The organism is Sinomicrobium weinanense, from assembly GCF_018863395.1.
Classification (GTDB): Bacteria; Bacteroidota; Bacteroidia; order Flavobacteriales; family Flavobacteriaceae; genus Sinomicrobium; species Sinomicrobium weinanense.
The window spans coordinates 105259-124555 of record NZ_JAHKRR010000008.1 but is presented as its reverse complement, the minus strand read 5'-3'; the positions used below and the strand labels follow the sequence as shown (position 1 = coordinate 124555).

Sequence of the window (19297 nt, the reverse complement as noted above, 5' to 3'; positions counted from 1 at the left end):
CATTTCCTCTGATATCCCGGTGATTCAGAAAAACAATATTATGATAAAAATAGTTTTAAAAGTCCGGTCATACCTGTGTTTATTCATATTGTGCATATGTAGTGGGAATACAATAGGGCAGGAAAACCGGACAAATCCCCCGAATGTAGTACTCATCATAGCCGATGATGTAAGTTTCGATGATCTCGGTGCTTATGGGAATCCATTTGTACAGACTCCGAATATTGATGAGCTGGCAAAAAACGGGTTAAAGTTCAATAATGCCATTTTAACAACCAGTTCCTGCAGTCCGAGCAGAATAAGTATCATAACAGGCAGATATCCGCACAATACAGGTGCGGCAGAATTGCATACACAACCTAAGGTCGCCTTTGAATCCATCGCTTCAAAGCTCAGGGCAAAAGGGTACTACACAGGACAGGCGGGAAAATGGCATATGGGAAAATTATTAAAGCAGGGATTTGACCGGATCTATGCAAAACCCGGTGAGATTGGTGACGGGGGAGAAGCCAGGTGGCTCCCATCCCTGAAAGAAAGGGATAAGAACAAACCGTTCTTCTTCTGGTTTGCTTCGATCGATGCGCATAGGGAATGGGGCGAAAATGAGTTTTCGGACACCCATGACCCCGAAGAAATAGAGGTGCCTGCAACGCTCATTGATGATGATAGCACAAGAATTGACCTCGCCCGGTATTACGACGAGATCAAACGTTTTGATTTCCATATAGGTGAAGTCGTAAAGGAGTTAAAGAAACAAAAGGTTTACGATAATACCGTCATTATCGTAATGTCCGATAACGGCAGGCCTTTCCCGAGGGATAAGACCAGGATGTACCATTCGGGGATCAAAACCCCTTTGATCATTCACTGGCCTGAAGGTATTGAAGGAGAAAGGGTAAGCAACAGCCTGGTAAGCAGTATCGACATAGCCCCGACGATTTTGGACATCTGCGGGATTGAGCCTCCGGAAACCTTCCAGGGAAAGACCTTTAAAGCATTATTTGATCACCCGGATAAGGATTTCCGAAAATATGCTTTTGCCGAGCACAACTGGCACGACTATGAAGCCCATGAGCGAATGGTCCGGACAAAAAAACACTTATATATTCTCAATTCCCGTCCGGAGTTACCCAACCAGGGGCCTTTGGATATTGTTAACAGCCCTTCTTTCAGATCCCTGGTAAAAGCAGGGAAAGAAGGGAAACTGTCCCCCGCCCAGTCCGATGTCTTTGTAGCTCCCAGGCCTGCCGAAGAATTGTTTGTGTTAAAAGACGATCCCCTTCAGGTGAGGAATGTCGTAAACAAAAAATCCCTTAAAGGAGAAAAACTAAAGAAGCAGAACGAATTGATACGAAGTCAGTTACGGGATGTTTTAACAGCATGGATGGAAGAGACCGGGGATGACATACCCGGAGAACTCACCGGGGATTGGTATACCCGGGACACCGGTGAGAAGATTGAGAAAAATTTCAGAAAACGGGGGGAAATGCCGGGAGAAAAGGAAAATGCGGACCGGTCGGAGGAAAAAGGAAGGTTTTAATCTCCCGATGCTGTGTCTCGAAATGAGTTAAGGCTTGCTCGTTTGAATATCTCGTGAATTTACCCCGGGAAAGTTGATTAAATAAAGGCGAATAAGCTAATGAAAAATATATATGGTATCCATGAATCACCAATCACCGTCTTTCTACCAGCTAAAAAATAAATGTATGAAATATCTACTTTTAATTTTATTGATCTCCATACCATCGGGAACTTACGCGCAAAGGCCAGATAATCCTCTTGTCTTTCAGAAGCAGATAAACAGGTTTAAGCAGCAGGATGCCCGGTCTATGCCCGATCCGGGTGTCATTGTATTTACCGGGAGTTCTTCGGTCGGAGGTTGGAAACAACTGGATTCCTGTTTCCCCGATCACAGGGTTATTAACCGGGGTTTCGGAGGCTCCCGTCTTTTTGATGCCCTGTATTATTTTGATGATATCATCGCCAAATACAAACCGGATCAGGTAGTGCTGTATTCCGGTGAGAACGATATAGCTTCAGGAAAGTCACCCGGAAAAGTGAAGAGGCTTTTCAAAAAATTTCACAGGCGGTTTAAAAAGGAACTTCCCGGGGCCCGGCTGATCTTTGTATCCATAAAACCCAGTATTACCCGTTGGCGCAAGTATCCCGATATGGCCGAGGCCAACCGCCGTATTGAGCGTTTTATCAGGAGAAAACAAAATGTAGCCTATGTCGATGTAGCCACTCATATGCTCAACGAAAGGGGGAAGCCACTTCCCTATATTTTCAAAAAGGATAAACTGCATATGAATCCCCGGGGCTATACCATCTGGCAGGAACAAATAGGCCCGTTGCTGGTGACAAATAAAGAAAGTACCCCGTAGTTCAGAACCTTTTCCGGACTGAATACCATGAATACACGTTGCATAAATCAAAAAAATATGAAATTCAACCTGTTAAAATGCCTTTTTCTGGGAATTACACTGGTTTCATACGCCCAGGAAAAGAATAAAACCGGTAATGACAGAGAACATTACAATGTACTGCTCATTATGGCAGATGACCTGAGTACGGACCTGAACTCCTTCGGGAACAACCGGATAAAATCCCCGAATATAGATGCCCTGGCCAAAGACGGGTTGACATTGCAGAACGCCTACTGTACAGTGCCTTTGTGCGGGCCGAGCCGGGTGGCCATTCTCACAGGACTGAGCCCGGACGTGACCAAAACCCCGGGCAACAAGAAATATTTCAGGACTGAAGTTCCCGACGCGGTGACCATGCCGCAGTTATTCAAACAGAACGGGTACTTTTCGGGGCGGGTCGGGAAAATTTTTCACATGGGTGTACCGGGAGATATTGGAACCAGTGGTTTGGACGACCCTCGTTCCTGGAACAAGGTGGTAAATCCGAAGGGGGTTGATGTTGCCCTGGAAGACCAGGTGATCAATTTTACTCCCGAAATGGGCCTGGGTTCGGCTGCCGCCTATCTTTCAGTCCCCGATACCACGGCGCTTCATACCGATGAACTCGTTGCCGGTGAAACTATAAAACTCCTGAAGGAACATGGTGATAAACCGTTTTTTATCGCCGCCGGTTTTTTTCGCCCGCATTGCCCCTATATTGCCCCCCGGAAGTTTTTTGATCTGTATCCCCCCGATAAAATAACCCTGCCGTACAACCCTCCCAATGACAGGGACGATATCCCCGGGCTTGCGCTCAGGGTTTATAAGAAAGATATGGGAATGACCCAGCAACAACAGCGTGAAATTATACGCGCTTATTACGCCAGTATCTCTTTTATGGACGAACAGGTCGGAAAAGTGATGCGCTCACTGGAAGAACTGGGCTTAAAAGACAATACCATAGTGATCTTTATGAGCGACCACGGTTATAGCCTGGGAGAACATGGCATGTGGCAGAAACGCAATCTTTTCGAAGAATCGACCAATACCCCGGTAATTATTTCCGTGCCCGGAATGAAAGGGGCTTCCGAAAGAACGACAAGAATCATAGAATTTACTGACATTTATCCGACCATAGCAGACATAGCCGGTCTGGAAGCCCCTTCCTATTTACAGGGGAAAAGTTTTAAAGCCTTGCTGGATGATCCTGAAGCGGAATTTGGCGGGCTGGCCAATACCGCCGTTCAGCGCCGCTCAGAAAGAGGGCGAGGGTGGAAATTCAGAGGGCGGAGCCTCCGTACTTCACGCTGGCGTTATACCGAATGGGATAAAGGAGAAAAAGGAGTGGAATTGTACGATAAGGTCAATGACCCGGGGGAATTTGACAACCTTGCTAAATACGAATCCCATCGGGATACCATCCGCCATTTAAGTAAAACGCTGCAACAACGCATTAAAAAAAGAAGTGTTTTTAAAGGGAATGAATAATTGAACATAACAGATGAAATTATTAGAAAACAGGTCAGTACTCCAATCGGTGTTTTTGTTCCGGATAAAATACGGTATCGGGATTATAGGAATAGGACTTCTCCTGGTATTTTCCTGCGGGCACACCCCCGAAAAGGGATCCGGCAGGCCCAATGTATTGATCATCCTTGCGGATGATATGGGATATGGAGACCTCGGTGCTTATAACCGGCATTCCAAAGTCCCTACGCCCAATATAGACAAGCTGGCATCACAGGGGATCATGTTTACGGAAGCCTATTGCCCTGTGGCGGTTTGTTCCCCCTCACGTTATGCCCTGATGACAGGAACCTATCCGTGGAGAAGCTGGAATAAATCCGGAGCGATGAAAAACTATGAGCGATCCATGATAGCACCGGGTCAGCTCACCTTGCCGCAGATGCTCAAAAAAGCGGGATATGAAACAGCAGGTTTCGGAAAATGGCACCTGGGAACTTTATTTCCTACCACCGATGGCAAAAAACCTGCGGGATACGGAGCATTTTATGCCGAAGATAATGGCGCAAACATTGATGTCAGTCAGGCAGTAAGTGATGGACCTACGGACCGGGGTTTCGATCAGTGGCTGGGATTTAGCAGTCCCAGCGAATGCTGGATTCTCGACGGTAACAGGATTATGGGATCGGTTATTCATAAGAAATATACGATCGATGCAGCTTCCGGTACAGAAAACCTGGAAAAGATCCCATTGGAAGATTACCTGCCCTTTATTACCGAAAAAAGTATTGACTACCTCCGGGAGTATTCGAAAAAGGAAAACGACAAGCCCTTTTTTCTCTATTTCAGCCCCTATGTACCCCACGTACCGCTTGCTGTGCACCCGGATTTTATCGGTGTAACCGGAGCAGGAGCTTATGCCGATTACGTACATGAGCTGGACCATTATGTAGGGCAGATTTTGGACGAATTGGAAAGATCAGGGCTTAAAGAAAATACGATCATACTGTTTGCCAGTGATAACGGCTCCCAGTTCGGGACGAAGAACCCCGGTGATAACATGCCGGAAGGTACCAGAACGGATACCGCCGGGCACAAGCCCAATTTTCCTTTACGGGGAGGCAAATGGACCGCCTATGAGGGAGGCGTACGGACTCCCCTTATCGCTGCCTGGCCGGGACATTTTCCCGCCGGGGTGAAGAGCGACCAGTTATTCGGGCTTAATGATGTCATGGCAACATTGGCGCCCGTAGCAGGATATGAACTCGGGAACGGAACGACAACAGACGGGTTTAATCTCCTGACTGCCTTTCAGGGGGAAAATGACAACAAAAGGACCTCCATAGTGGTACAATCCAGTAGTAATGTCTACGGGCTCAGGGACGGGCAATGGAAGCTCATAAAATTCCCGAAAAAAGGGAGAAATACCTGTTACGAGCTTTATGACCTTCAGAATGACCCCTCCGAAAGCAACAATCTGGCGGAGCAATATCCCGATAAGGTCGGGAAGATGAAAAGCGAATTGCACAAAATATTAGAAGGAAGCTCAACAACACGTTGAATTTTAAATTAAACTTAGAGACTGTCTAAATTTACTTTTTCAGGAAGTATAATCTCTTGTAAAAAGTCCTCCCCCGGCCCTCCCATGCTTCGACTACACTCAGCACAAGCGGAGGGGAGTTGTATGTTCCTCCCCTTAGGGGAAGTTAGGAGGGGACCAAAAATGAAAGAATCTTTTATTAAAAGAGGGATTAAAAGAATTTAGACAGTCTCTTAAGCAGATAAGAAAATTTGTTTTTTGATAGAATCAATATACTGACAGGGCAAAAGATCGATAGGAGATTAACCTCGGCTACGCCGCAAGATTGAAGGAGATTGGATCGTTGTTAAAGTCAATCTCCCTACGCAGTAGGGATTCAATCTAATTCAATCCTGCATCAATCTTTTATACATCGTTCAAGGATAAGATGACCAAAATTAAAAATGAAAATAATGAATTATTTCAGACATTGTATATTAGTTTTCCTCGCCATGATCCTGTGGACAAGCTGCAAATCCAAACAACCGGCATTTAAAGATCAGGTAAAAGCAGATGTAATTATTTACGGAGGAACTTCTGCAGGAGTAACAGCAGCCATTCAATGCAGCAGAATGGGGAGATCTGTCGTACTTATTGAGCCGACAAACAGAATAGGCGGGCTCACCACCGGAGGCCTGGGCCAAACTGACATTGGAAACAAACAGGCCATTGGCGGGATTTCGAGGGAGTTCTATGAAAATATCAAAAAATATTACGACGATCCGAAGCACTGGAAATGGCAAAAAAAGGAGGAATATTCCGATGGCGGACAGACCAGGACCGGGAAAGGAGAGAACAGCATGTGGACCTTCGAACCTTCGGCGGCACTTTCTGTTTTCCGGGACATGATCGCTGAAGAAAAAATCGAAGTCATATATAACGAAAGACTGAACAGGGAGACCGGCGTTAAGAAAGTCAATGGCAGGATACAGTCCATAACAATGGAAGACGGGAAAACATTTACCGGGACCGTTTTTATCGATGCCACATATGAAGGAGATCTGATGGCCACCGCCGGGATAACCTATACCGTAGGGCGTGAGAGCAATGCCACATACGGGGAGACGTTAAACGGGGTACAGCTCAATAAGATCAACAGGTCTTTGTCCGGTCCGGTTTCCTTTAACGCATCCAAACACAACCTGATCCCCGGGGTGGACCCATATGTGATCAAGGGCGATCCTTCCAGTGGTTTATTGCCCAATATCAATGAAAAGCCGGGGCTTGAAGGTGAGGGAGACCAAAAGGTCCAGGCCTATTGCTTTAGAATGTGTCTGACGGATCATCCCGAGAATCGTATTCCCTTTCAAAAACCTCCGGGCTACGATGAGAAAGATTATGAGTTGTTATTTAGAAATTTTGAAGCCCGGAAAGGGGCTTTGGAAGAAATGTATAGCTATGGCAAGGGAATAATCCCCTGGATCAATTCGCGAATGCCGAACCGGAAGACCGATACGAACAACAGGTTTGGTTTTTCTACGGATTATATCGGAATGAACTACGACTATCCCGAAGCCTCTTATAAGGAAAGGGAAAAGATCATTGAAGATCATAAGAATTATCAGATGGGATTGATGTGGACCCTGGCCAACCACCCGCGGATCCCGGAAAAAATTCGCAAAGAGGTCTCCAGGTGGGGGACGGCGAAAGACGAATTTGAGAGTGCCGACGGATGGCAGCAACAACTTTATATCAGGGAGGCAAGGCGAATGATCAGCGACTATGTAATGACCCAGCACAACTGTGAAGGATTAAAGGTCGCGGAAGATGCGATCGGGCTGGCTGCCTACGGTATGGATTCCCATCATGTGCAACGCTATGTAGATGCCAACGGATATGTACAGAATGAAGGTAATGTCGAAGCTCATGGCTTTAAGCCATATCCCATAAGCTACCGCTCCATAGTGCCTGCGAGGGAAGAATGTGAAAACCTGTTGGTCCCAGTTTGTTTAAGTGCATCACATATCGCATTCGGATCAATCCGGATGGAACCCGTATTCATGGTGCTGGGACAATCAGCAGCAACGATCGCAGTTATGGCAGTCAATACAGAAAAAGCAGTTCAGGATATACCGTATGAGACACTGAGAAAACAATTGCTCGCAGACGGACAAAGACTTTTACCCTGATTGATCGAAAGATTGATGGAAGATTGAATCCCGATAACACGGGAGATTGATTCTAAACATTTCAATTTCCTATCAATCTTTTACAAACCAAAATTTAATGATTTCATTTTTAGTTTCCATAGCAGTTTTGATCCTGGGATATGTATTTTACGCATCTTTCCTCGAAAAAGTCTTCGGGATTGACAGAAATCGTCCGACCCCGGCGATGAGCATGACGGATGATGTTGATTTTGTTCCCCTGCCGGCCTGGAAGATCTTTATGATACAGTTCCTCAATATAGCCGGACTGGGGCCTATTTTCGGCGCTATTGCAGGAGCCATGTTCGGGCCTTCGGCTTTTCTCTGGATCGTACTTGGAAGTATTTTTGCAGGAGCTGCCCACGATTATTTTTCGGGGATGCTGTCCCTTCGCCACGACGGTTTGAGTATCAGTGAAGTGGTGGGGATCTACCTGGGGCCGTGGATCAAACAGCTGATGCGTGTTTTTACTGTTGTTTTACTCATTTTTGTGGGGACCGTATTTGTTATGGGGCCTGCCAAAATAATAGACGGGATGACCGCAGGGGCCTTTAGTGTCTGGATATGGGTGCTGATCATTTTCGGATATTATTTCCTGTCCACACTTCTACCCATTGATAAACTGATCAGCCGACTTTATCCCCTATTCGGCCTGGCGATGTTTTTGATGACCGCCGGGTTGATGATCGTATTATTTACAGATGACTACCATATACCGGAAATCACCATGGCGAACCTCAGGAACATGACCGCTGATCCCGAAGAAACCCCGCTTTTTCCCATATTGTTCGTTACCATTGCCTGTGGCGCCATTTCCGGTTTTCACGCCACCCAGTCCCCGTTAATGGCCCGTTGTATCCGAAGTGAAAAGGCCGGAAAGGGAATTTTTTCCGGGGCCATGATCACGGAAGGTGTGGTAGCTCTCGTTTGGGCTGCGGTTTCCATGGTGTTCTTTAGCGATGTTTCAGGGCTCAATGAAGCTATGGCAACCCATGATAATAACACGGCATGGGCAGCCAATGAAATTTCCCGGAATATGCTGGGTGGAGTGGGGGGCATCCTCGCCTTAATAGGTATCGTTGCAGCTCCCATCACTTCAGGCGATACCGCTTTTCGGTCGTGCAGGCTTATCCTGGCAGATATATTTAAAATGGATCAGCGAAAGCTGGTAAAAAGGCTTTATTTAAGTATTCCTCTTTTTGTTATAGCATTTGTGCTGACACAGGTAGACTTCGGAATTCTGTGGCGGTATTTTGCATGGAGCAATCAAACCCTGGCCGTCGTTGTGCTGTGGACCATAACAGCATACCTTATTTTCCAGGATAAACCGGCATGGGTAACCTATATTCCCGCTGTATTTATGACAGCAGTGAGCACAACCTATATCCTGATAGCCCCGGAAGGATTTGAATTGCCGAATAATTATGCCTACGGAGGAGGATTTTTAGCCACAACCCTGGTTGTGATACTATTTCAGGCATACATCCGGAAATATAAAAATATTATCGTAAAAACAGTTCAAAGTTGATGAGTTCCGGAGTTTTTAGTGTAACACATATAATGCCGGAATTCATTACCTCACCAACTCCAAGACTCCAATCACATTTTCTTAATGGACTCGCGTATTTTTATTTGAGGCTTAAACAGCATCTTCTGCGATTCGAGGGGAGTTTTATTGATCAGTGAAAACAGGAAGCGCGTAGAGAGCCTGGCAATATCGCTTACCGGCTGGGCCACACTGGTTATCGGTGTTGACAGAAACTCAAGAAAGGGGTGGTCGTCAAAGCATATCAAAGACACATCTTCGGGTATTCTCAACTGGTCTTCTTTAAGTGCCTTAAGGCAGCCGAGGGCAATGGTGTTGCTAAAGGCGAAGATGGCCGTGGGGATATCCGGGTTTTGAAGTGCCAGTTTTGTTTCCAGATAACCGTTCTGAACACTGAAACTGTCTCCTTTCAGGTTCACCAGGTCTATGTTCGCATCTTTCAGGGCTGCCGTAAATCCCAGTGCCCTTTGCTGATTGGGGATGGACTGCAGCTCACCCTGGATACCCAGGATATTCCTGTGCCCTGAATTGATCAGCAGTTCTGTTGCTTCATAAGCCCCGAAGTAATTGTCTGTGGATACGTAGGGGAGGTCCAGTTCATCAATATATCTGTCCACGCATACGATGGGCAGTTCTTTGCTTTCCAGCCCCAGTATATGGTCGAACTCCTGTCCGCAGGGCACCATGACCAATCCCTCAATGTTTCTGGACAGGAGGTTTTTCAGAATTTCCTTTTCGCGATCGAGGTTTTCACCGCTTTCACTCAAAATGGTCGTATATCCTTCCTCTCTGATATCATTGTTGATCTTGCTGGCCAGGCTTGCAAAAAAAGGATTGTCCAGTGTAGGGATGAGCAGCGCAATGGTATGGCTCTTGCCGGAGCGCAAATTAGCAGCCGCATGATTGGGTTTGTAATTGAGTTTTTTAGCAGTCTCCAATACCAGTTTCTGCGACTTCTCCCCGATGCGGTATTCCCTGGCCTTTCCGTTTATAACTCTTGATACTGTAGATATAGACAGATTTGTGGCCTTCGCAATGTCCGTGATACTTGTTCTTTTCATTACGGAAATTTTTACAAAATCAAAGATACTAAATCCCTGTCTGATTATAGCGCAAATTTTGTGCAAATATTTTATTTAAAGAACGGGGAAAAACGGTGATTTTAACTAGAATGCCCATAATTAAAGGGTTGAAACGTAGTTTGATTATTAACTTTTTTAGGAAAATATAATAAATTAAGAACAAACGTTTGTTCATGAGAAATCTTTGATATATATTAGCTGAGAAATAGGGGTTATTTTTGAGTAAATTGTTAAAATAAGTCGAAATAATTACGTAAATCATTAAAAATAATACTTTAATAATGTATATATGATTAGTGTTTGGTTTAAATGGTTCTGCTTTTAGAAAAAGAATAATCCGTAAGTTTTAGCGCAAAAACTAGTATTTGTGCTATTAAAATTGTTCTTTTTGTTCAGATATGTCAAATGCCTTGATTTAAAAAAAAGACCGGTGAATGCCTGCTGGTTTTAACCTAATTGATAAAGAAAATGAGAAAAATTTTTTCAATCCTGTTACCTTTCTTGTTGTTGAGTGTTATCGGCTGGACATGCTGTTCCTGTCAGTCAAATTCAAAAAAGGCCGGGAACAGGGAGGAGCAGAATGCTGATACAAAACCGGAAGCTGTCCCGGTAATCATGGATACCGATATCAGTGGCGATTATGACGATGTCGGGGCCATGGCTATGCTGCATGCACTGGCAGATAAGGGAGAGGTCCGGATCCTTGGGACCATCGCTTCCAACCAAAGCCCTCTGGTGGCACCGACAATTGAGGTTATCAATACCTATTACGGCAGGCCGGATTTACCGATAGGAGCACCAAAGATATCAGGAACAAGCCGGGATTCCCGGAACCTGCGCTGGCCCGATACCCTGGTGGCCAATTTTCCGCACACGATAAAAAGCAATGACGATGTCCCCGGAGCGGTGCAGGTTTATCGTTCCCTGCTCCGCAACCAACCCGATACATCGGTTACGATCGTCACTGTAGGCTATTTAACGAACATGAAAAATTTACTGCAATCACCCCCGGATTCAATATCAGACATGAACGGAATGGAACTGGTAAAGAAAAAAGTGAAAAAGTGGGTGGCCATGGCGGGTAATTTTGAGACGGGGAAAGAAGCAAATGTAAGAAAGGATCGGGAGGCATCACACTATGCTATCAGTCACTGGCCGACCCCGGTCATTTTCAGCGGGTTTGAAATAGGGAAAGATGTTATTACGGGAATGGAATTGATAAGTTCGGGAGAAGAGACCCCCATTACCATTCCATACAGGGAAGGGATATCAAAACGGTCTGTTGACAGGAAAGGCAGGCCCAGCTGGGATCAAACAGCCGTACTTGCCGCTGCAAGGGGTTTCGCACCGTATTATTCCGCCCTGAGAGGGAAGTTCACAGCCTCGGAAGACGGGATAAGCACCTGGGAAGATGACCCGGAAGGCCCGCATATCCGCCTGGTCAGGGAAATGGAAGTAGGTGCGCTGACCAGGGAGATCGAAGCCCTGATGATGCACAAACCGAAATAAAATGAACTTAAATAAACTTATTGCGCACGGCAAAACGGCTTTTGGGACAGGCTGTTGAGAGCCCGGTCTTATCCTGACCGATTGAAAGATTGATAGGGGATTGGTCCCGCTATACGGGAAGATTGAAGGAGATTGAAAACAGCTTTTAAAATCAATCTCCCGGCGAAGTCGGGATTCAATCTACTTCAATCTGATTCAATCTCGTTCAATCCTCTCAACCCCGTCCAAAGGAATTTTGCTGTCTGCCAAACAAATAAATATAAATGGAGAAAGTATTAGTAATAGGAAGCTCAAACAGGGACCTTATTGTTACCGTAGATGATTTTCCGCGGCCCGGGGAAACGATAACGGGGAATTCGTTTTTACAGATGATGGGAGGTAAGGGAGGAAACCAGGCCATAGCTGCAAAAAGGGCCGGAACAGATGTGTTGTTTATTTCCTGTATAGGGGAAGACGAAAACGGAATGGCCATAAAACAGAATTATCAATCCGAAGGGCTCGATGTTTCCTATATGATGCTTTCCGAAGATAAACCGACCGGAGTAGCGTTGATCACCGTAGACCGGAATGGGGAAAACAATATCGTGATCATAGCCGGAGCCAATGAAGACCTGTTGCCGGAAAACCTCACCACACTGGAGGAAACCATAAAAAAATCAGATATCGTGCTGATGCAGTTGGAGATCCCTGTCCTGACGAACCTGGAAATAGGCCGGAAAGCAAGGGATAACAATAAAAAGGTGGTGTTAAATGCTGCCCCTGCCAAGGCCATACCGCAGGAATTGCTGGAACTGGTGGATATTTTAATAGTAAACGAAACAGAAGCTGAGACCATCAGTGGTATAAATGTACGGAAAGACCCCGAAGAGGCGATCCGGCATTTATTGGAAAAAGGAGCCGAACAGGTTATCCTCACTTTAGGCGAAAACGGATTGTTGTATGGAACAAAGACCAAAGAAATCGTGCATCTGCCTGCTTATAAAGTAAAACCGGTAGATTCCACAGCGGCGGGGGATACGTTTTGCGGTGCACTGGCCGCCGCGCTCAGCCGCAAAATGGAATGGGAGGAGGCTTTGAGATTTTCAATGGCCGCTGCTGCTATATCTGTCACTAAAATGGGAGCCCAGCCTTCTATTCCGGACAGGCATCAGGTCGAGGCTTTCATTTCCAAAAACAGTTTGATCGAGAACTCATAATCACTGCATACTATGTTCATTGTTGAAAACTACCTTACGGCCGTCATTTTTTGCTTCATCACCATGTTGTGCTGGGGCTCCTGGGCCAATACACAAAAACTGGTTCAGAAAACCTGGAGGTTCGAACTGTTTTATTGGGACTATGTTATCGGTATCTTTCTCTTTTCGCTGGCAGCCGCCCTGACATTGGGGAGTTTTGGCTCCGAAGGAAGGCCTTTTATAGAAGACCTGAGACAGGCAAAAACCTCCAATATGCTCAGTGCCATTGCGGGAGGAGTGGTGTTTAACCTGGCCAATATACTGCTTACCGCTGCTATTGCCGGGGCGGGAATGGCCGTAGCCTTCCCGATAGGTATTGGTATAGCCCTGGTACTGGGCGTGGTGCTTAATTATTTCCTGATGGATAAGGGAGATCCTGTGCTTTTGTTTATGGGAGTGCTTTTTGTTACGCTCGCAATTATCCTCAATGCCGTAGCCTATCGCCGGTCCTCACCGAAGCAGCAGTCCTCCGGATCAAAATGGATCATCGTATCGGTTATTGCCGGTGTGCTGATGTCCATGTTTTACGGTTTCGTAGCATCCAGCATGGACCTGGAGAACTTTAAAGAACCTACGGCAGGTATGATGACACCCTATACCGCTGTGGTGGTTTTTTCCGTCGGCATCTTGCTCAGCAATGTGGTTTTTAACAGCATTTTGCTCAAAAGGCCACTGGAAGGAAAGCCCATTGCTTACAGCCAGTATTTTAAAGGAAAGATCAGGTGGCACAGTATCGGTGTCCTCGGCGGATGTATCTGGGCCCTGGGCAATGTGTTCAATCTTATTGCTGCCGGTAAGGCCGGGCCGGCCATTTCGTATGGACTGGGACAGGGAGCTACACTGATAGCTGCACTGTGGGGTGTGTTGATCTGGAAGGAGTTTAAGAACAGCCCGAAGTCAGTGACCGGTCTGATCGTTGCCATGTTTTGCTGTTTTATCATCGGACTGGGACTGATTATTTATTCGGGAGGTTCATGAGTGATATAAAAACTAAAAAAATGGGTATGTGATGAAATTTAGTTTGAGTCGAAAAAGATTGATAGGAGATTGGTCCGCTACACAGGAAGATTGAAGGAGATTGATTTTAAAAGCTGTTTTCAATCTCCCGACAAAGTCGGGATTCAATCTAATTCAATCTCACTCAATCTTTTTACCACCTGCTATACTAAACAAAATATATTATGAAACTCAGCTTACATTCTTTACTCGTAACAGGCTTACTTCTTATTCAGACAGGGACCTGTTTTGCCCAGGCAGATCAAAAGCCTAACGTCATCGTTATTATGACGGACGATCAGGGCTATGGTGAGCTGTCCGTACATGGCAACCCCGTGCTGAAAACCCCGCAGCTTGACAAGTTGCACGGCGAAAGCATCAGGTTTACCGATTTTCATGTTGCTCCCATGTGCACCCCTACCAGGAGCCAGTTGATGACCGGAATTGATGCGGTGAAAAACGGGGCGTCCAATGTGAGCAGTGGCAGAACGCTGTTGAGGAAAGATCTCAGGACCATGGCCGATTATTTTAAGGAAGGTAACTACAACACGGGGCTATTTGGCAAATGGCATTTGGGAGACAATTACCCTTACCGGCCCGAAGACAGGGGGTTCGGGGAGACCCTGTGGTTCCCTTCTTCACATATTGGCTCGGTACCCGATTACTGGGGGAATGATTATTTCGACGATGTTTATATACGCAATGGGGTAAGAAAAGCATATAAGGGATATTGCACCGATGTTTTCTTTGATCGTGCAAAGGACTTTATGAAAAAGTCTGCCGATGACAAAAAACCGTTTTTTGTGTACCTCCCTACCAATACCCCGCATCAGCCTTTCTATGCCAAACCCGGGGATATCGGGGAAATGGAGCAGGCGATCGAAAACTCGGAATTCGCTTCACTGGAGGAGGAGACCAAAAACAAACTTATCCGGTATCTCGCCATGATCCGGAATGTTGACCAGAATGTAGGGGACCTTCAGAAATTCCTCAAGAAAAACAAGCTCGATAAAAACACCATCCTGATCTTTTTGACGGATAATGGCAGTACGTTCGGCCCCAAATATTACAACGCCGGAATGCGGGGCAAGAAAGTCCAGTTATACGAAGGAGGCCACCGCGTACCGTTCTTTATCAAATGGCCGGAGGGCAAGCTGGGAACGCCGCGTGATATCAAGGGGTTAACCCAGGTGCAGGATATCCTTCCCACCCTTTTGGACCTGTGTGGTATTCAAACCGATGAAACGAATGATTTTGATGGTATTAGCCTGGCTGAGGTATTAAAAGGTGAAAAGGATGTCGATCCCGAAAGGGCGCTTTGGATCAATTTCAGCCAAATGCCGTTCTATAACTATCCTTCCCCTTATGCCAGGTCCATTATTGAAAAGTCCGGTGCAGCCGTGCTGTGGAAAGATTGGCGGTTGTTGAACCAGCGGGAATTATACAACCTGACCGAAGATCCGCTTCAGCAAAACAATGTTATTGACCGCCACCCGGAAGTAGTACGCCAAATGGAGGCTTATCTGGATAAATTCTGGGAAGAGTCGAAAGACGTGGTAAATAAACCGCAGCGGGTCATTATAGGATCGCCCGAGGAGAATCCTTCCATGCTAACCTCCTGTGAATGGATGGACGTCTTTATGGACAGGCAGATACATGTGGTCCGGGGAGATGCCAAAAACAGCTATTGGCTTCTCGATGTGGCCGAGGCCGGGAACTACACTTTCGAACTGAGAAGATGGGCCAAAGAAACAGAAGCCACACTGCGGGAAAGTGTTGACTCGGGTAAATCCTTTCCCATAGCATACGCAAAAATATATTTAAAAGGTAAAGCCGGAACATTCAGGGGCAGGAAAAAAGTGGAGCCATCCGACCAGGGCATCAAATTTACCGCCCGCCTTAAAAAAGGCCCCGTAGCATTGCACACCTGGTTCGACGACGAGAATAATAACAGCCTGTCCGGTGCCTATTATGTATATGTAACAAAAAAATAGAACCTATATGATTATCAGTTAGCATTAACCAAACCAATAACCAAAACCAAAACAATTATGAAAACCAAATGTAACACCTTCCTGATTTTATGTACGCTGATCCTTTTTCAATGGGGTTGTGCTGAAGAAAAGACCTTCGAGGCCAATAAAAACCTGAACGGGGAAGAACAGGTGGTTACCAGCCTGCCCGAAGGGACTACCGCCTATTATGTAAGTACGAGCGGCTCGGATTCCAATGACGGGCTCAGTGCATCTACACCGTTCAAGACCCTCTCCAAAGCTGCCGGCATGATCACCGGTGAAGGAGATGCCATACTGTTAAACCGCGGCGACCAGTGGTCCGGTGAATCCATTCGGTTATCCGGCAAACAGGGTACACCGGAAAATCCCGTTACCATTGCAGCCTACGGGTCCGGCCCCAAACCTGTGATTAAGGATAATTCGGATGCGGCAATTTTTATAGCCAATTCTTCCGGATATGTCATTGAAGACCTCCAGATCGATGATAACGGCAATGGTATAACCCTCATATACCCGTTCAGGAACGGGAGGGAATACGTACGCATACGCAACTGTGATTTTAACGGCGGAGGTACCTGTGTAAAGATCACCGGGGATTATCAGAGGGATGTGACTACGGCATTCGAATACAATATCAAGGACATTTTAATTGAAGGTTGTACATCCACAGGAAGTGAGGTGTTTTTGAACTGTATGTACTTTAACACCTTGAAACAGATCGATTTTGAGACTTACCCGATATGGGACCTGAAAATAGCAAATTGTGAAATTACCTCGACCGTCAAGACAGCCATGCTCCCTCGCTGGACCAAAGGCGGATACATCGACAATTGTACATTACTGGATATTTATACGGGAGAAGCCGAGAACGGTTCCTGTGCAATTCTTTTGAGAAGAACCCGTGATTTTGAAGTAAAAAATACAGAGGTCGGTTACGTACACCGCAATGCTCCCAATGGCCCGGACGGCGAAGCCATAGACTTTGAGGGGCATGTTGTGGAATGTACGGTGTCCAATTGTTATATGCACCATTGCGACGGACCGGCCATGATGTTCTTCTATACCCTAAATCAAAATGGTCCGGTAAAATACAACAAGCGCAATTATGTACTGAACAACACCTTCCATCACAATAACCAGTCTGCCCACCATCCCGAAGACTGTGAGATCTGGATCTCGGATCCCTTAAGAGACCCGAACGGGCCTACCATCATTAGCGGAAATACCTACACCAGGGTGCCGGGCGTTAGCTTTTATCTCTTACGCCCCAATGTCACTCCCAATATTACATTCAGCAATAATATGGAGGTGACCGATGCAGGCCCGTACGAATGGAAGTTCGACGGAAGCACATCCGGAATTCCGGCAGAAGGCTCGCACAATGATGTGGTATCAATAACCAGGTATGACACGTACGTACAACTTGAACTGGATACGACTAAAGATGATGGCCCCCCTGCATTTGCGCTCGATGATACCCACCATAAAGGATTGAACACCGGTTTAAATATCGATGCCGCCTCGAACCCTAAGATCTATATGAAGATCAGAAACAATACATCGGGACGAAAATTAAAAGTGTATTGGGCTCATCAATTGGAAGATGAGTATTCAAATTCCAATAGTAAGGATATGAATATTGTGAGCAATGGCAGTGAATACTCCACATACGTCCTGGACTTGAGTAAAGAGAACTCATGGACCGGGACCATCGACAAGATGAAGCTGGTTTGGGCAGATATGTCAAAAGGATCGGGAACCGTAGATATTGACAACATAAAAATAGCGCCATAATCAAATGGTGTTTCGAAGCTCCGGGTTATGAATAAAATATTAAAAATAAAGATGGGTCAAATCTCCGATATCTTCCTCATAGTGCTTTTTTGTACGATGAACGCTTACGGACAAAAAGTGCCCGGAGCGCTTCGTTATACTTATTTTGAACCTGGCGAAGGCCGGCAGTTTGTACCGCGGGGCTTTGTGATGAACACGGAAGACCTTCTGGGCAGAATCGCGTATACCGAAAAAGATTATCTAAGAGCTGCACGGATGGGAGCCAATTTCCAGGTCATACGGTTAGACATGGCCCGGCTGGGGGCGTGGCCGGGATATTCCCTGGACAGCACATATCTCAAAGAACTGGATAGAATGGTCGCCCTCGGCAAAGCATTCGGGATATATACGGGATTTAAACTGACGGTTTACAGGGTGAGAAAGTCTAACGAAAAGGAAATATGGGGCCGGCTCTGGCTCAATAAAGGCAACACGCAGGATGTTGTGATACAGGGATGGCAGCGTTTGTGGAAGAGATACCGGGACGAACCTTATGTGTATAGCTATGACCTGCTCAATGAACCTCATAAAGGAAATACAGAAGGTTCTTATGACGAGGTTCAACGGAAGTATTTGATGCCGTTGTACCGGCGTATGATCGATAGCCTCCGGAAGATCGATACTACAAAATGGGCACTGTATCAACCTATGCTTATGGAAAAGAACCCGGACCGTGCTAAACGAAAGATACCGTTCTGGGAAATGAAGGAAGATATCCGGAGACCGAAGATCATGTTTGCACCCCATATTTACCAGCTGGACCTTTCAGCTATAAAACCGACTATTGGCCGGTACAAAAATGAGGCGGCTTTATCTGATGCTCCCTTGTTTTTGGGAGAATGGGGCTCCGCAACCTATGATGAGACAGACCGGGATATCAGTGAGCAGCAAAGGTATGAAAATGCATATATGGAAACGGCCCGTATCACAGATTCCCTGGGAATGGGTATGATAAAAGCCTGGTTCCTGGGGTCGCGATGGAAAGGGACCAATCATATGGGAAAATTTACATGGGCTGTTTTTCAGGATAGCGTGGCCGTAGGGACCGCAGAGCGAAAATACATAACAGATATCATTGCAAGGCCATTTCCGTCAAAGATTGCGGGCAGGTTGACACATTTTAAATACCGGTTTGCCAAACGACATCTGAAAATAAATTTTTCCTACGAAAAAGCAAAAGGGGATACTGAGGTTTTTGTCGGGGCAAACCGGCACTTTCCCGACGGGTTTAGGCTGTCGGTTAATAACGGGGAATGGGATTTTGTTTATGACCCGTTACAGGGGGACAGGTTTTTCATTACAGAACCGAAAGATGAAGGCAGTTACCCCGACATCCTTTGGGATGATCGTCTGCAAAAGATCGTTATAAAAAGTTTACCCCGGGACAGGACAGACTATACCCTGGACCTATACCCGGGAGTATCGCAATAATGAGAGTTAAAAAAGAATATAGATCAAAAGAATAGTTGTGAAACCGGCAGAATAA

At 46.0% G+C, this 19297-nt stretch carries 13 protein-coding genes; 12 read left to right on the top strand and 1 reads right to left on the bottom strand.

What is annotated here, in order from left to right:
* Nucleotides 1-40: 40 nt before the first annotated feature.
* The 6 genes from KN811_RS18045 (at nt 41) to KN811_RS18020 (ending at nt 9123) form a co-directional block, all read left to right on the top strand.
* The gene (locus KN811_RS18045) at nt 41-1540 is read left to right on the top strand and encodes a sulfatase family protein (protein ID WP_187967351.1); all 1500 of its coding nucleotides are present in this window, start codon (nt 41-43) and stop codon (nt 1538-1540) included.
* A gap of 166 nt (nt 1541-1706) precedes the next feature.
* Entirely contained in the window at nt 1707-2384 is a 678-nt protein-coding gene (locus tag KN811_RS18040; RefSeq protein ID WP_187967350.1) for a GDSL-type esterase/lipase family protein, read from the top strand.
* Nucleotides 2385-2441: 57 nt separating this feature from the next.
* Nucleotides 2442-3893: a sulfatase gene (locus KN811_RS18035; protein WP_216334934.1), complete on the top strand. Its 1452-nt coding sequence runs from the start codon at nt 2442-2444 to the stop codon at nt 3891-3893.
* A 13-nt stretch (nt 3894-3906) separates the two neighbouring features.
* On the top strand, nt 3907-5430 hold the full coding sequence (locus KN811_RS18030; RefSeq protein ID WP_187964899.1) for a sulfatase family protein: 1524 nt from the start codon (nt 3907-3909) through the stop codon (nt 5428-5430).
* A gap of 431 nt (nt 5431-5861) precedes the next feature.
* On the top strand, nt 5862-7577 hold the full coding sequence (locus KN811_RS18025; protein ID WP_187964898.1) for an FAD-dependent oxidoreductase: 1716 nt from the start codon (nt 5862-5864) through the stop codon (nt 7575-7577).
* 97 nt (nt 7578-7674) lie between these two features.
* A complete protein-coding gene (locus KN811_RS18020; protein ID WP_187964897.1) occupies nt 7675-9123 on the top strand; it encodes a carbon starvation CstA family protein in 1449 nt (482 codons plus the stop codon).
* 71 nt (nt 9124-9194) lie between these two features.
* Here KN811_RS18020 and KN811_RS18015 read toward each other — a convergent pair whose 3' ends face one another.
* On the bottom strand, nt 9195-10202 hold the full coding sequence (locus KN811_RS18015; protein ID WP_187964896.1) for a LacI family DNA-binding transcriptional regulator: 1008 nt from the start codon (nt 10200-10202) through the stop codon (nt 9195-9197).
* A 489-nt stretch (nt 10203-10691) separates the two neighbouring features.
* Here KN811_RS18015 and KN811_RS18010 point away from each other — a divergent pair, with 489 nt between their 5' ends.
* The 6 genes from KN811_RS18010 (at nt 10692) to KN811_RS17985 (ending at nt 19242) form a co-directional block, all read left to right on the top strand.
* Complete coding sequence (locus KN811_RS18010) at nt 10692-11732, top strand: nucleoside hydrolase (protein WP_187964895.1); 1041 nt, start codon at nt 10692-10694, stop codon at nt 11730-11732.
* A 263-nt stretch (nt 11733-11995) separates the two neighbouring features.
* A complete protein-coding gene (gene rbsK / locus KN811_RS18005) occupies nt 11996-12928 on the top strand; it encodes a ribokinase (RefSeq protein WP_187964894.1) in 933 nt (310 codons plus the stop codon).
* Between the two features lie 12 nt (nt 12929-12940).
* The gene (locus KN811_RS18000; RefSeq protein WP_187964893.1) at nt 12941-13945 is read left to right on the top strand and encodes a GRP family sugar transporter; all 1005 of its coding nucleotides are present in this window, start codon (nt 12941-12943) and stop codon (nt 13943-13945) included.
* Nucleotides 13946-14148: 203 nt separating this feature from the next.
* Nucleotides 14149-15957 (top strand): arylsulfatase, encoded by a 1809-nt coding sequence (locus tag KN811_RS17995; RefSeq protein WP_187964892.1) that lies wholly within the window; start codon nt 14149-14151, stop codon nt 15955-15957.
* Nucleotides 15958-16014: 57 nt separating this feature from the next.
* Entirely contained in the window at nt 16015-17772 is a 1758-nt protein-coding gene (locus KN811_RS17990) for a right-handed parallel beta-helix repeat-containing protein (protein WP_187964891.1), read from the top strand.
* A 27-nt stretch (nt 17773-17799) separates the two neighbouring features.
* Nucleotides 17800-19242 carry a cellulase family glycosylhydrolase gene (locus KN811_RS17985; protein WP_187964890.1) on the top strand — a complete coding sequence of 481 codons (1443 nt, stop codon included), beginning with the start codon at nt 17800-17802 and terminating at the stop codon, nt 19240-19242.
* The last annotated feature ends 55 nt before the right edge of the window (nt 19243-19297 follow it).